Source organism: Aneurinibacillus tyrosinisolvens (genome assembly GCF_001015055.1).
Lineage (GTDB): Bacteria > Bacillota > Bacilli > Aneurinibacillales > Aneurinibacillaceae > Aneurinibacillus_A > Aneurinibacillus_A tyrosinisolvens.
Genome location: NZ_BBWZ01000073.1, coordinates 1 through 14,108, shown reverse-complemented (window position 1 = coordinate 14,108; position 14,108 = coordinate 1). Strand labels below are relative to the sequence as shown.

Genomic DNA, 14,108 nt, shown 5'->3' with positions numbered 1-14,108 from the left:
TTAGGTGGCGGGGTTCTTTCTATTTATCTGCTCTGGATGCATCATATTTGTCAAATTCAGCTGTCGTAACCTCTGTATAATCGCCGCGGGCAATTTCTTCTTTTGATGCATCTTGGTTTAATATTATTGTTTTTATTCAACTATAGATTCTCATTACTTCAACAATGAGTCTAAACAGCTCCATGTTTTATTCATCTTTTTAGCGAAGTGGTTTTTCTAAAGCATATATTTCTTCTTCAAGAGAATTAACTTGTTGCTGAATTACTTTTCTTGCATCACTTAATGCTTGATTATAAACAATCGGCGCTATTTCATTTAACATGAAATCAAATAACTGTTCAGCCTCCAAATTCCCTAAAGATTCATCTCTTTCCTTATTAAAGTAAAGTTGAATTTTATTTATGATGTTATCCTTATGTTCCTTTGGTACTTTCTTAATAAGCATTAAAAAACCTCCATTTATTATGATATTTTTGAAGAAATTCCCTTTTATCTATCCCATCCACTATTCATTTCTACAAAGTTAAGCTTTTGAAACCAATTAATAATTACTATAAATTTGAAATTTGAAAATATATGTATCAACAACATGAGTTAAACCAAAATGAACACCATCTTTAGCTAAGTCATAGCTACAACATAACCTGTATGACTTAAAATATTCATTCATAATTGAATGGGTTTTTGTTTGCTTACTTTACTACTAATACGATAATTTATTGGTTTTCATTTCATCATATCATCAGAATTTCCCGGATATCTTGCTCGGTCAGGGCGGACAATTCCTGCTGGCCTGGCTGGATGACTTCCTCGATGAGGTTCTTCTTTTTCTGCTGGAGTTCGTACATTTTGTCTTCCACGGTGCCCTGGGTGACGAGGCGGATCACTTGCACTACGTTCTTCTGCCCAATGCGATGTGCACGATCAGCTGCCTGCTGCTCCACGGCGGGGTTCCACCATAGGTCATAGAGGATAACAGTATCCGCTCCAGTCAGGTTCAGCCCGGTGCCGCCAGCCTTTAATGAGATGAGGAACAAGTCCCGTTCGCCTTCATTAAACCTGTTGCACAGCTCTACGCGCTCGGAAGTGGGGGTTTTGCCGTCTAGGTAGAAATACGGCACGCCTTCATAGCCTAGTTCCCGCCCGATCAGGCCCAGCATCTGGGTAAATTGTGAGAATACCAACACCCGTTTCCCCGCACTTCGGCATTCCGCCACAATCTCCATCAGCTGCTCGAATTTGGCGGAGCTTCCGGCATATCCCTCCACGAACAAGGCAGGGTGGCAGCACAACTGCCGGAGTCGGGTCAAGCCGGCTAGGATTTTAATCCGGTTTTTCTGAAATCCTTTGTTCAGATGCTTCACTGTTTCCTGCTGCAGTTCTGCCAAATAGGCCACGTACAGCTTCTTCTGATCCGGAAGCAGCTCGGAGGTTTGCAGTGACTCGATTTTCTCTGGCAGCTCCTTCAGCACGTCGGTCTTTAATCGACGCAGCAGAAACGGACGGACCCGTTTAGACACGATTTCCCGCGATAAGTCGTTGAATGCCTTTCTACCATGGAACAATTCAGGGAACACCGCATCGAAGATGGACCACAGTTCCTCTAGCGTGTTCTCCACGGGAGTTCCGGTAAGGGCAAAACGATATTGGGCTTGAATCCCTTTCACCGCCTTCGCCGTTTGAGTGGCATGGTTCTTAAAGACCTGCGCCTCGTCCAAGATGAGCGTATGGAATGGTTGCTTGCCATACATTTCGATATCCCTACGCAAAAGTGGGTAGGAGGTGATAATGACGTCCACCTGGGAAATATCCTTTAGAACACTGCTGCGCTCCGCCCTGCTGCCGTCGGCGATGACAGCCTGAATCTCGGGTGCGAATTTCTTCAGCTCATTTTGCCAGTTGTACACAAGAGAAGCGGGAGAGACGATTAGTACCGGCAATTTCTGATTTCTGATTTCGGGCAGCACCGAGACGATAAAAGTGATGCTTTGCAGGGTCTTCCCAAGTCCCATATCGTCTGCCAGAATGCCGCCGAAACGGTAGTGGGCGAGTGTCTTCAGCCATTGGAACCCATACTTCTGGTAATCCCGAAGTATGGGTTCCAGACTGTCGGGGACGGGGAAATCCAGATTGTCCGGATTCCGCATATTTTCCAAGAGACGGCGGAACGTTTTACCTAGCTTGACGGCGTTTCCTTGCCTCTCGGAATCCACCAAATGGAGTCCTTGGACCACCGGAAGGCGAATTTTCGTTCCTTTCACATCCCCTTTGCGAATGCCCATTCCGTTCATGAAGCGGATGATTTCTTGAAACTCTGCACTTTCCAGCGGTAATAACGCCCCATTCGGCAGCCGGTAGTATTTGCGCTTCTCTTCAAGGGATTCCAACACATTGCGGATGTCCGCTTCAGGAATCCCATCCATATCGAACTGGAATTCCAGCCAATCGGGTCGTTTGGCTATGTCCACCGTTACCTTCGGGGTCGCATGTCCGGTGTGAAGCCTTAGTTTTACGGCGGAGGTGGCGTATACCTCCACCAGCTTCTCCAGCTGTGGAACGACGTGGTACAGAAAATCGTATTCCGCTTCTTCGTCATGCATGAAATATCCGCCTTCCGTCTTAGAGAACAAACTTTGCTCCATAAGCTCCAGAATTCGTCGTTCCCGCTCCCCGTCCCGCATGAGGATGCTATCGATACTGCGCTTCTGCTCATGTCCTTCTAAGGGATTGATGACAATATCGCCATATCGAAACTCCAGTCCGGCAAGCAGTCGATGCTTTATCCGATCCAAATACAGCTTGGCTTTTAACGGTGTTTGCATAATGCGATCGGAAACGGCTTGAGCAATGTGGATGCTGCCCAGCTTCATCAGACCAGGGACTACCCTTTCCATAAAAGGTTCCATTTGCTCTGGCGGAATCTGGATTTGGTGCTTGTGGGAAGTTTCGAGCATTTGCTTCAACTCCGAGAGACGTCTGCACTGATCGGCCGGCAGCTTCAGCAGTTTTCCTTCGGAAAGGACTACCCCGTACGATTCCATAACGGTAATCCTTTCCAAACCCTGGATATCCAATTGATAGCCTTCGGCCTGTGCTTGGTCGAACTCAAAATGGAGCGGAATCGATTCGTCGGATAAATGGATCCCATCATATATACTGTCACCCTGGTCAAGCTGCACTGATGGAGCCTTGGCAAGCAAGGGAAAAAGGGTTTCCCATGAGAAAGGAGGAACGAGAAGCATCCGATCGCCGCTCCTACTGTTAGCATGAACGGAAGAAAGGTTCGGAGTTTCACTGTACATCTTTTCGTTGTAATAAATTTGGCTTAACTGCCGAATGACGGCATCATTTTCTTTTTGAAAGCTGTGGAGCTCCGGATCATAAGTGAAATGTTTGGAGAATACAATGGCTTCTCTCCGGTCGATTCGGTCGAGAAATTCTCTTATTTTCTGTACAGTGTACAATCGTTTGGGCCCAACCTTAATTTCAATACCAAACATGTACTTCCGATAACCGTAAGGGAAAGGTCTACAGGTGAACACCACATCAAGGAGTACCCTTGTATCGAAGAGTGCACGGGTATTCCTTGGACGAAGCGGCTTGTCACCAAACAGTCCCAACATGCTGTTGGTCAGTTCAATATCTCCCACCGAAATCTCAGAGGGGCTGGCTGCAGAAACGGCAACTCGGGGTTCGAGATGCCCGGTTTCCCCCGAGTAGCCGTCTTGTTGAATATCATAGACGTTCAACAAGACGGCCGCGATATGTTGACAGTAATTGTCGTAAGAATCAAGCGTGGGACAGCTGCATTCCGCATCCACATCACTGTTTCGATCGATTTTGACGGTAACCTGGAAGTTGCTCTTTCCCTTGACGGTGGCTTCGTAGATACAAGCTTCAGGGATGTAATTTGTCAAAACCACTTTTCCGGCTCGGTTATACGCCTCTCCTCTTTCATAAGAGATTCGGCCGCACAACGACTTAATAATCTGTTGGGATAACTGAAAGTTCATTGCTTTGTTCCTTCCTTTTGAATATGAATAACGAAGACAACCTACACATTATAAACATGTTCAATCATTGCTTTTTTAAATACAGGTAATCTCCCTAGTTCGATCTGGGAAGTAGCAGTAACTATACTCATTCACCCTTTTCTCTCGTTTTGTTGGCTCGTGAAAGCTGCTACATTTTACATGCATGCGCATGCATGTAAAATGTAGCATTAGTATTCATCTATGTCAATTGCATAAGAAGAGATTTCATTTATTGAAAGATTGCTTTCAATAGTATTTTATCTTCGTTAATTACTTTGTTATTTAAAGCTTCATTCATCACTTGAGCTATACCAGGAAGCGCTTCTTTATATGCGCGCATTCCTTGTTCCGTCAATCGAACGTGAGAACTTCGTCGATCCCTCTCATTGAAATGACGTTCAACAGTATGACAGGTTTCCAATCTTGCTACTAACCGAGAAATCGCACTCTGACTTAAGGTAACTTTATCAGCCAATTGTTGAATGGTTAAACCCGAGCTACTTTCTTCACTCAAAATAGAAATAACTGTAAACTGACTGATTGACAAATCATATTGAAATCGAAGGTATTTTTCCAATTGCTTATTTAATGTTGCGTGCAAATGTTCAATAGCTATCCACTTTTTCATAACGTCTTCCACGTTTCATCACCTATTATCGATATAAATTTCTATTTACATTACCATTTATTTTAAAAGAAATCAAAGATTGGGTACGTAAAGAAATTAGCCCCGTTTATAATAAGCAGGTTACACAAACAGAGGATAAGCAACTCTTTTCACCATGGTGTTATTGAACTAACTTGTCCGTTTAGTAGAACGAAAAAAGCTACTGAAGTAAGGTTTGCTCCCGGTTATAGGCTTTTTAAGAATGTATTACTACATTGGTGCTTACTGTTACAGATAAAAATGAAATTTTGTTTTTATGAATGATTACACAAAAGATAGGTTTTTTCTGTTTAGTGGGTATTGAATAATTTTAACCTGATGGCGATGTGCTAGGACCCCATAAATGGAGAAGAAAGGGTAGTACCAGCAAAGCTATTACAAGGAGTAAAGTAAATGTAAATGAATAGTAAAAAGATCAAGGTTCAAAAAACCAAACCTTGATCTTTTTTCATTTCTCGTAATTCGTAATGTCTATTTTTAATTCGGAAGTTATTGAGTAGCATTTATTTTAGAACCAATATTTCATTCCAAAATAAGATAGAGCTGTTTAATCTGAACTGTTTTATAGGAATTTAACATTTGAACACATTTTGAATAGATGATATTGTAAAATCAAATTATTTAGATGTTATGTTAGGTGGAATGTAAATATGGAGGATGCTATACAAAAGTGGATGGCTCTAGACGAGCTGCACGGAACTTTGAATCAGCGGTTAGAAAAATTTCTTAAGACTCATTATAATTTAACAGTAAGTGAATTTTCGGTCATATCTGTCCTGAACGAAGACAAGGGATCGGGATTTACTGTTCATCAATTGAGTAAGATGGTTAATTTGAGCCATAGTGCTATTTCTCGTCTTGTTGCTCGCTTGGAAACTTGTAATACTGTCGAACGTCGATCAAGTGACACAGATCGTAGAAACACAGTGGTGCGGCTATCTGAACAGGGAAGAATTGATTATAAAGCAACATTACCGGGTATAGCCAATATCATCAACGATGTTTTTAATGAGACAAAAGTAAAAATAATGGTTTAATGTTTTTTGACTTCGAAATTGTTTGACTTTAAAAGTGATGATTGATATATTATTTTATGTGCGTGCGCACGCATATAAAATACCACTAGTGTAGCTTGATGGGCATGGGGTTCAGCCAATATTTTGACAAAAATACGCTAAGGACGTTCAAACGCATACACAGCGTTTTTTTCTACTCTAAGCCAAATGTCCTCTAAACATCATTAGTGGTCATTACATGCTTCCATAAGACGAAGCAGCCGTTGACGGTTTGGTTCCGGTCCATTAACGTCGCCTATGACAAACAAGGCACATCAGTTTTGTCACTTTCTGATGTGCTCGGTCTCAACTACAAATAAAGGAGCATTATTATGAAATTCGAAAATGAAAATATTCAGTATGATAATATCACCCAGGAACCGGCGGCAGCCTTAACCTCCCCTCGTCCTTTCAAGATTTCTATAGACCAGGCTGTGTTGGATGATCTGTCCGATCGCCTCGCCCAAACCCGCTGGCCCGACCGTATTGAAGGATCCGGGTGGAGCTACGGCACCGACGATGTGGTATTGCGTGATCTTATCACCTATTGGCGCGATGACTTCGATTGGCGCGCGCAGGAGCAGGCTCTAAACGAGCTCCCGCAGTTCATGACGACCATCGACGGCATCGACGTCCACTTCATCCATCTGCGAGGAAACGGACCAGCGGCGACGCCGCTCCTCATGCTGCACGGGTGGCCGAGTTCCTTCGTACAGATGGCGGAAATTGCGCCCCTCCTTGCTGATCCAGCGGCGCACGGGGGGCGCGCCGACCAGGCTTTCGATGTCGTAATTCCTTCCTTGCCCGGATTTGGTTTTTCGGGCCGTCCGCAGGATCTGGTATGGACATTGCACGTATCGCTAGAATCTTTTCGACCCTGATGACCGAAGTGTTGGGCTATGACCGCTATGTCGGAAGAGGCAGCGATATGGGCCAGGGCGTCCTTATGCATCTCGCTCTGCAGCATCCCGAGCAGCTCATCGGCCTGCACTTCTCCGGCACTAATCTTCTAGTCTCCGAGGTTCCCAACGATCTCAGTGCGGCCGAGGAGGAATTCATCGCCAACTCCGCGGCTTGGATGCAGTCAGAATGGGCCTATGCCTTACTTCAGGCCACCAAGCCGCAGACAGTCGCAGTGTCGCTGAACGATTCACCCGCTGGCCTCGCCTCCTGGATTCTGGAAAAATTCCATACCTGGACCGACCGTCCCGATGATTTCGTCGCTCGTTACGGACGCGACCGTCTTTTGACGAATCTGACAATCTATTGGGCGACCGAGACGATCGCATCGTCCATTCGGCTTTATGCCGAGTGCACCCGCAGTAACACGTTTAATGTAGATGTCAAGGTTCCGACCAGCATGCTGATGGCCGGCTACGACATGTTCCTGATGCCCCGTGAATGGGCAGCTCGTAGCACCAATCTGGTGCGGTGGGTTCAGCTCGACTGCGGCGGGCACTTTCTCGAATGGGAGGAGCCGGCCATAGTTGCCGCCGATCTACGCGCGGCGTTTCGCACCTGATGATAAACCAGCGGTGTTAAGCTTTCCGATGTTCAATAACCCGTCTATTGCGTCGATATAGACATCCGGAACTAATACAACTGCTCTCCAAGGCAATCTAAAACGCAGAATCGTTTTCTCCGGCTCATGCTGCTGCACTGTTAAAAAGGATAATGGTTTTTTGGTTTTGAGGAGCGTTTTTATTGTTAGTTTGCTGGCGATATCCTGTAATCCTCATTATAGAGTTGTTATTGTTTTATTATCATTGTGTTATTGAATGAGGGAACTTGATGTCCTAAGATGACAAAAAAGGAGGAACATAAACATGAAGTTAATGAAGCAAAAAAAAGGGTTAGTATGGTTTTTAAGTTTCGCCTTGATGGTTGGGACTCTTTTATTTCCAGGACTAACATATAAAACTCATGCATCAAATGAAAGCAAGAAAAAAGACGAAACGGTAAAAAGCAGTCCCAAAACAGTCCTTAGCAATAAGGATGGTTCTGTTACATTAACGAAACTAAACAATCAAGTCTGGGTACATACCACATACACGAAAATTAACGGTAATTCTGTACCTGCCAACGGTTTACTGATTACTTCATCAAAAGGTCTTCTCCTCGTTGATGTAACATGGAATGACCAACTGGCGAGCGAGTTGTTAAAATTGATAGATCAGCATTTTCATAAACCGATAAAAAAAGCGATGATTACCCATCACAAAATTGATCGTATTGGGGGTATCCGAACTTTATTAAAGGAAAATATTCCGGTTGTAAGTACGACTTTTATCGCAAAAATGGCAAAAGAAGCCGGCTATCCTCAACCTAAACCACTGTTAGATAATCATCCTGTAATGAAATTTGGAAAAACGATCGTGGAGACCTATTACCCAGGAGAAGGGCATACAAGAGATAATATTACAGTTTGGCTGCCTCAATATAAAATTTTGTTTGGAGATATGATTTTTTCATTGGAATCTCAAGGGGTAGGAATTATTGATGAAGCAAATATGAATGCATGGCCTTATACGATACAGAATCTGATGAACAAGTATCCGGACGCTAAACTTGTCATTCCAGGACATAAGAATTGGGGAGATTATTCACTACTTCCCCATACGTTAGAAACCTTGAAAAAATTCAAACCATCCCATTAAATTTAGTAGGGACGAAGTGGGTAGTTCCCGGTTAGAGACCTTTTAAGCATCTAGTAATACATTGGTCCTTACTATTACAGAGAAAAAAAGGATCCTTTTAGTAAATGATACTGAAAGGATCCTTTTTTCGTTTTTGGGGGTGCCCTTTTTTTCTTAGCCTGATAACGATTAAAGTCAAACATCCCTCTTCTGCTGTCCTGCCCGTTAGTTGAGCAAATAAAAAACGACTGCCGTAACAGCCGTACTTCACTAACGATTCCCGTTAATGGAATAGACTCTGTTAAAAGTTCATTGTTGATTTTTAAAACAATTCCTCACCCATGTTGTAATCAGCAGCCCTAGTCAAAAGGAGTGCCAAATATCTGAATTTAGCACTCTTTTTTGGTATCAATTTAATTCAATAATGATATCATCTAACACAAAATCCTTCCCTGTACTAGACTTTGTTGGTGTTGAAACTGAAATTTTATTTTCCCTATTTTCAGTTAGTTCTACCCCACCATGATTACTAGAACTGTAATTTCTTAAGGTTATATGAGGGGTTACAAATAGTTTTGTTGCATTTTTATCAAGCTTTTGGAATGTTTTACTCCAACTCATATTATAAGAATCTTTGCCTGTTCCTCCATTTCCTTCACCTGAATAGCTATTCCCTAAATCATCTTTAATTTTCAAATCAATCTCTACTTCATCCCATTTGTTTCTTATTTCCTTGGAAACCTCTTGGTCATAATAAACGATAAAGGACATTGGTGTTAGTGATAATTTCTCAATATTTACTTTTACTCCGTCTTGTTCTGCACTTCGACCAATCAATTTCACATCGCTATCCGTTGCCTTTAGAGTAAGAGCAAAGTTCCAATCCCCTTTTATCTCTTCCTGCCTATCTGTTAAGATACGGTCTAACCCCCATTTTACTTTTACTGTATCTTTGTCGTTAAGGCCTACGTTAGCAGCTTTAACTAAGCCTACATAATTATTTTCATTCACTTTCAAAATTTGGGAGCTTCCTGTCATTCCTTTAGACCCTTTAATATCTAGATTGCCAAGTATGGCAGGTTTTTCACCTAAATCTTGTTCGCTTTTTAAAGAATAAGTTAAAAATACTGTTTTCCCATCAAAAATCGCATCATTTATAGTGACTTTAATCCCCTTACTTTCCTGTGTAATGTTCATTTCATTGGAGTATTCCTTATAATCATCATAAAGACCTGCTCTTCCATTGTCTAAAAACCTAAAAATATCTCCTATCACAGGAAGGCTATTCGCATAAGTAGGGAACGCTATTCCAAACGTTGTAACGGATAAACCGGCTATAATGGAAGCCACCGCAACATTCTTTTTCCAACTCTTCATTTTTTTCTTCTTATTTATTGACTGTTTTAGAGCTTTGTTTACTTTAGCCTTTTCGAGTTCATTTACTTCCATTTCCTCAAATTCATTTTCGTCTATGGTAATATCATTTAATAATTCATAAATATCCTTCATAGTACACTACCTCCCAGCTTTAGATTCGCAGCTTTTTTAGTAAGTTTCTTTTTTCCTCTATAAATTCGATTATCTATTGAAGCCCTGGTCAAACCGAGCTTTATCGATATTTCCTCTGTCTTTAAACCTAGAAAGAACTTCATAATAAAAATATCTCGGTCAATTGGCTCTAAATCGTTGATTAACCTTATGAGTTCATTTCTGTCTTCCAGCATAATAAGTTCATCTTCTGCGGATTTTTCTGCATTCAAGTCCATATAACTTGAAGTGAATTCTGCATTCTTACCAGATTTTCTATAGAAGTCTATAGCTTTAAACTTAGCAATGGCACAAATCCATTTTTTAAAATCAACGATATCTTCTCCATGAAACTTTTGCGAATGATTCCAGATGGAAAGAAAAATATCATTGATACATTCTTCTATGAGACCCTCATTCTTAAGGGGTGAAAGAACTTTATAAGTTACCCCTTTTATTAACGGCAAATATTTATCTACTATAAATTCTAATGCATCTTCTTCCTGTCGCTTTAATCGCTGTATGAAATTTGTATCATTAGACTTCATGTAACCATTCCCCTTATTTTTTCGTAAAAGCTTTTACACCTTATATAACGAATGGAAAAACATTTTTTCTCACATTTGAATAAATAAAAAACCAGCTCTAGAGCTGGTCTGTATATATTAAGAAATACATGATAATGACTTTCTTGTGGCGATTCTATAATCGAAAGCGTTTCCCATTCAAGTGAAATATAAGACACAATTTGTTGATGCTGTTCCGCCCTTCTGCCCATTAGTTGAGTAAATAAAAATACGACTGTCGTAACAGCCGTATTGTGCTAACGATTCCCGTTAGCCACCCATGCCGCAGGGCACGGCACCACAGATGATGTAAGAAAACTTCGTTCTTACATGGGAGCTTAATAAAAAATCAACAAGAAATTTTAACAAAGCCTTATATTAGAATGTTTTAGCATTTTATATTGTGGTAAATAAAAAATGTAAGACAATACCAATTGAGGAGGACTGAGAAGCTATGAAAAGCCCATCAGGAACTTCGAAAGCGGGAAGTAGTCTTGCGTCAGAAGGAGGGTACGTTGCGCTGGCAATCGGGACGCATGTCGGAAATCGTTACTCTTAGAACCGATTTCACCTTATCTAAGAGACGATTACTTCTCTGTACTGACTTTACGTTCCACATATAGCGTTAATTAACCTTCCTCGTTTCATCAGTGCCTCCGCTAGCTTCATCGGGCGGAGGCTTTTATGAGTAGGTTTGAATTTTCCTACCGTGGTAGAGATGTTTAATCCCAATTTTCCCATATATGATTTACCCCTCAGTGGAAGTCTCCAACGGTTTTTACTGTTTGGAGGCTTTTGTCATGTAATTTCATTTGAAATGTTCCAAGGACTCCAAACCACATTTATTTTCTTTGCACTTTAAAATCAAATAATATTAGAATATTCCAAATAAAATATACATTACTTTTACAGGGAGGTTGAAGTATGGATAAAAAAATTCAATGTGAAAATTGTGGGGTTGGGTTTATTTCAGGAAAAAGCTTGTAGATGGCAATTTAAAAGTGCAGAGTTCGGCAACCATTTTTGATACACTTTCCATTCATTAGATTTTACATGGAGAGGGGGCATGATAGGCTATATAGCCAAGCGTACTATGAGTTCCCAGCAGTTCGTAGCAAATCATGCCCCTAGAGGCTCCATGTCAAATTTATGCAAAAATGATGAATATTATTGTATATTGATGAATAATATCCATTGCCGAACTCTGCACTTTTTCTTTGCCAAATACAAAAGTGAACTCATTAGAACAAGAAAAGAAATTAGGAGAATTAAAAGTAGGAGATCGTATCATTCATACTACGTTTGGGAAAGGACTCATCCGCAGCATCCATGAGAATGGGGTTCTTGCTGAAATTAATTTCAATGAAGAGATAAAGAGAATGAATTTAGAGGTCCTCGTTACAGAAAATCTTATTACTAGAATATAGGTAAGTAAGAAAGGGAGTTACAGACATGAACAACCCCGAAGGAGTTTTCACAGCAGTAAGTGGAAGTGGAAAAGTATTATTGGATAACAATAAAATCATCCATCTTACTTTGGGCGATGTGGTAAAAGTTCTTCATCCTCAATATGGATGGCAGCAAGGGATTTATCAGGGAGAGAGTCAGGTAGATACTCCTTTAGGAATCTATGAATTGACACAAGGAGACACGGTAAGGATAGAAAACTAAAGGATCATTACGAGTACCCAGTTCGGTAAGCAAGTGAACCAAATGAAAGTAGAGGTGCTTACACATGCCACATAGAGTAGGAAGCCATAAATGCCCGAACTGTAACCAAACATTCTATTGGGCAGGCGAGTTGAATAATCGAATAGATGAAGACATACGAAATCAAATCGCAAGGAATACTGGGATTTTACGGTATGCTCGATTCTCAGAAGGAACATGCAGAAACTTCAAAATAAATGTAAGATGCTCTCATTGAAACTCTCTCATTAAGTTTGATTATCATGATAAAAAAGAGTTGCTCTCATGAGCAGCTCTTTTTTATAACCTGGGTTATTATTACTTGTCGTCATTATCTTTACCGCGAGAACGCCTGCCCTTTTCGCCGATTTCCTCATAAAATTCTTTGTCATGCGTCTTGGCAGTTGTTTCGCCACCCTTACGACCTGCTTCTTCCTTACTCATTTTAGGACTGTCATTATCGTCATTTACAGAACGGCTATCATTGTTATTATCGCTGCGTGATTGACCACCCTTGCTGCCTATCTCTTCGTAAAACTCTCTGCCATGGGATTCAGCCGTTGCCTCCCCACCTTTACGTCCAATTTCCTGGTAGAATTCTTTGTCATGAGATTCAGCGGTTGCTTCTCCGCCTTTGCGACCAATTTCCTGGAAGAATTCTTTATCGTGAGACTCGGTGGTTGCTTCTCCACCTTTATGTCCGATTTCCTGATAGAATTCCTTATCGTGAGACTCAGCAGTGGCTTCGCCACCTTTGCGTCCAATTTCCTGGTAAAATTCTTTACCATGGGATTCAGCCGTAGCTTCCCCACCCTTGCGTCCACCTTCTTCCATGCTCATATTGCGGTCATCATTATTATTTCTAGCCATTTCATTCACTCCTTCATCTTGGTGTGGTTACGGGCATACTTTTTATTTCCCTCCTGAATCAAAAACCAAACCAAAACAAATTACCAACTTTTATTCAACATTACTGCCCGTTAGTTGAGCAAATAAAAAAGGCTGCCGAAACAGCCTCTGATTTAACTAACGATTCCCGATAGCTTAATAGGAAGTTCACATTGATCTCGTTTCAAGGCTTTAAAAAAGTCCTTACAAGAAGGACCTTTCGTTAAACACTTCACTCTACCATCGTAATGACTGGAGCTTTTTCAAGAAAAGGCATTAAATTTGCTACATCCCCTACTACTTCTTTACCTTCTGGTGACTCTAATGCTTGGTTAATCTCTTGTAAATCACCAAACTCTAACTCGGCAATCAAATATAAGTTCTCATTTGTGTTCATCGCCTGTTTAACCTTATGAACGGCAGCATTTCTAATAAAAGGCATCTTTTGGACTAACGGAATATGTACATTGAAATAATGTGCTTCAAACCCCTCTTTGTTGGTCGGTTCATTATAAATAACGATCATCTTTGCCATCCTTATTCCCCCTACTAAAATTAAGTAATCTATAAGAACAAAATAGTACAACCTTCACTGTAAGTATACATATTCAAAGTATTTTAAAAATATAGATAAAAATTTAATATTGTTAAGAAAAAATTTGTGCATTCTCCTTATTCCGCTATCCTGCCCGTTAGCACAGTAAATAAAAAACGACTGCCGAGGCAGTGGTTGTATTTAACTAATGATTCCCGTTAGTGCAATAAGAACCTTAGAAAAACACAAGAAACGGTAATACGACTACACCTGAAAATAATTGTAGGGTCGGAGGTCCCTTAGTGTTAAACCGAACAACGTATATAGTCGTGTTACTCTTATACCGCTGGATTGAGTGACACAAAGAGAAACAATGTAACGGTGCTGAATAATTAATGGGATTTACTGGAATAGTAAAGATAAAAAAGGATTATCACAATGAGTCGACCTGTTTATAAACGCATTGGATGTCGTCATCTAGCCAATGTAAACCAACTGGGGATCACACAGC

At 41.0% G+C, this 14,108-nt stretch carries 12 protein-coding genes and 1 pseudogene; 6 read left to right on the top strand and 7 right to left on the bottom strand.

Going from position 1 to position 14,108, the window contains the following annotated elements; genetic code table 11:
• Positions 1-199: 199 nt before the first annotated feature.
• From MBEAL2_RS27275 to MBEAL2_RS27265, 3 genes are all read right to left on the bottom strand, one after another.
• Entirely contained in the window at positions 200-445 is a 246-nt protein-coding gene (locus tag MBEAL2_RS27275; protein ID WP_047155360.1) for a DUF2164 domain-containing protein, read from the bottom strand.
• A gap of 289 nt (positions 446-734) precedes the next feature.
• Positions 735-4,013: a DEAD/DEAH box helicase gene (locus MBEAL2_RS27270; protein ID WP_047155359.1), complete on the bottom strand. Its 3,279-nt coding sequence runs from the start codon at positions 4,011-4,013 to the stop codon at positions 735-737.
• 250 nt (positions 4,014-4,263) lie between these two features.
• A complete protein-coding gene (locus MBEAL2_RS27265; protein WP_052948065.1) occupies positions 4,264-4,674 on the bottom strand; it encodes a MarR family winged helix-turn-helix transcriptional regulator in 411 nt (136 codons plus the stop codon).
• A gap of 677 nt (positions 4,675-5,351) precedes the next feature.
• Between MBEAL2_RS27265 and MBEAL2_RS27260 the strand changes: the two genes are divergently transcribed.
• The 4 genes from MBEAL2_RS27260 (at position 5,352) to bla (ending at position 8,413) form a co-directional block, all read left to right on the top strand.
• Entirely contained in the window at positions 5,352-5,738 is a 387-nt protein-coding gene (locus MBEAL2_RS27260) for a MarR family winged helix-turn-helix transcriptional regulator (protein ID WP_052948064.1), read from the top strand.
• 350 nt (positions 5,739-6,088) lie between these two features.
• Complete coding sequence (locus tag MBEAL2_RS29855; protein ID WP_052948063.1) at positions 6,089-6,637, top strand: epoxide hydrolase family protein; 549 nt, start codon at positions 6,089-6,091, stop codon at positions 6,635-6,637.
• Positions 6,598-7,278 carry an alpha/beta hydrolase family protein gene (locus tag MBEAL2_RS29850; protein WP_152667951.1) on the top strand — a complete coding sequence of 227 codons (681 nt, stop codon included), beginning with the start codon at positions 6,598-6,600 and terminating at the stop codon, positions 7,276-7,278. Before MBEAL2_RS29855 ends, MBEAL2_RS29850 begins: the two co-directional genes overlap by 40 nt.
• Positions 7,279-7,582: 304 nt before the next feature.
• Positions 7,583-8,413, top strand: a complete 831-nt coding sequence (gene bla, locus MBEAL2_RS27250; RefSeq protein ID WP_052948061.1) for a subclass B1 metallo-beta-lactamase — start codon at positions 7,583-7,585, stop codon at positions 8,411-8,413.
• A 387-nt stretch (positions 8,414-8,800) separates the two neighbouring features.
• Here the strand turns inward: bla and MBEAL2_RS27245 are convergent, their stop codons facing one another.
• Together MBEAL2_RS27245 and MBEAL2_RS27240 are read right to left on the bottom strand one after the other, a co-directional pair.
• Positions 8,801-9,901 (bottom strand): DUF4179 domain-containing protein, encoded by a 1,101-nt coding sequence (locus MBEAL2_RS27245; RefSeq protein WP_047155358.1) that lies wholly within the window; start codon positions 9,899-9,901, stop codon positions 8,801-8,803.
• The gene (locus tag MBEAL2_RS27240; RefSeq protein WP_047155357.1) at positions 9,898-10,467 is read right to left on the bottom strand and encodes a sigma-70 family RNA polymerase sigma factor; all 570 of its coding nucleotides are present in this window, start codon (positions 10,465-10,467) and stop codon (positions 9,898-9,900) included. Before MBEAL2_RS27240 ends, MBEAL2_RS27245 begins: the two co-directional genes overlap by 4 nt.
• 1,235 nt (positions 10,468-11,702) lie before the next feature.
• Here MBEAL2_RS27240 and MBEAL2_RS27235 point away from each other — a divergent pair.
• Together MBEAL2_RS27235 and MBEAL2_RS27230 are read left to right on the top strand one after the other, a co-directional pair.
• On the top strand, positions 11,703-11,912 hold the full coding sequence (locus tag MBEAL2_RS27235; protein ID WP_047155356.1) for a preprotein translocase subunit YajC: 210 nt from the start codon (positions 11,703-11,705) through the stop codon (positions 11,910-11,912).
• A 25-nt stretch (positions 11,913-11,937) separates the two neighbouring features.
• Positions 11,938-12,156 (top strand): hypothetical protein, encoded by a 219-nt coding sequence (locus MBEAL2_RS27230; protein WP_047155355.1) that lies wholly within the window; start codon positions 11,938-11,940, stop codon positions 12,154-12,156.
• Between the two features lie 507 nt (positions 12,157-12,663).
• Here MBEAL2_RS27230 and MBEAL2_RS27225 read toward each other — a convergent pair.
• Both MBEAL2_RS27225 and MBEAL2_RS27220 read right to left on the bottom strand, forming a co-directional pair.
• Positions 12,664-13,044, bottom strand: a pseudogene (locus MBEAL2_RS27225) (KGG domain-containing protein); the annotation flags it as partial.
• 250 nt (positions 13,045-13,294) lie between these two features.
• A complete protein-coding gene (locus tag MBEAL2_RS27220) occupies positions 13,295-13,597 on the bottom strand; it encodes an EthD family reductase (RefSeq protein ID WP_047155353.1) in 303 nt (100 codons plus the stop codon).
• Positions 13,598-14,108 lie beyond the last annotated feature (511 nt).

Excerpts from the sequence above, each read along its gene's own strand:
- MBEAL2_RS27275 (WP_047155360.1), bottom strand. The coding sequence starts at position 445 with ATGCTTATTAAGAAAGTACCAAAGGAACATAAGGATAACATCATAAAT.
- MBEAL2_RS27270 (WP_047155359.1), bottom strand. The coding sequence starts at position 4,013 with ATGAACTTTCAGTTATCCCAACAGATTATTAAGTCGTTGTGCGGCCGA.
- MBEAL2_RS27260 (WP_052948064.1), top strand. The coding sequence starts at position 5,352 with ATGGAGGATGCTATACAAAAGTGGATGGCTCTAGACGAGCTGCACGGA.
- MBEAL2_RS29855 (WP_052948063.1), top strand. The coding sequence starts at position 6,089 with ATGAAATTCGAAAATGAAAATATTCAGTATGATAATATCACCCAGGAA.
- MBEAL2_RS29850 (WP_152667951.1), top strand. The coding sequence starts at position 6,598 with ATGGACATTGCACGTATCGCTAGAATCTTTTCGACCCTGATGACCGAA.
- bla (WP_052948061.1), top strand. The coding sequence starts at position 7,583 with ATGAAGTTAATGAAGCAAAAAAAAGGGTTAGTATGGTTTTTAAGTTTC.
- MBEAL2_RS27245 (WP_047155358.1), bottom strand. The coding sequence starts at position 9,901 with ATGAAGGATATTTATGAATTATTAAATGATATTACCATAGACGAAAAT.
- MBEAL2_RS27240 (WP_047155357.1), bottom strand. The coding sequence starts at position 10,467 with ATGAAGTCTAATGATACAAATTTCATACAGCGATTAAAGCGACAGGAA.
- MBEAL2_RS27230 (WP_047155355.1), top strand. The coding sequence starts at position 11,938 with ATGAACAACCCCGAAGGAGTTTTCACAGCAGTAAGTGGAAGTGGAAAA.
- MBEAL2_RS27220 (WP_047155353.1), bottom strand. The coding sequence starts at position 13,597 with ATGGCAAAGATGATCGTTATTTATAATGAACCGACCAACAAAGAGGGG.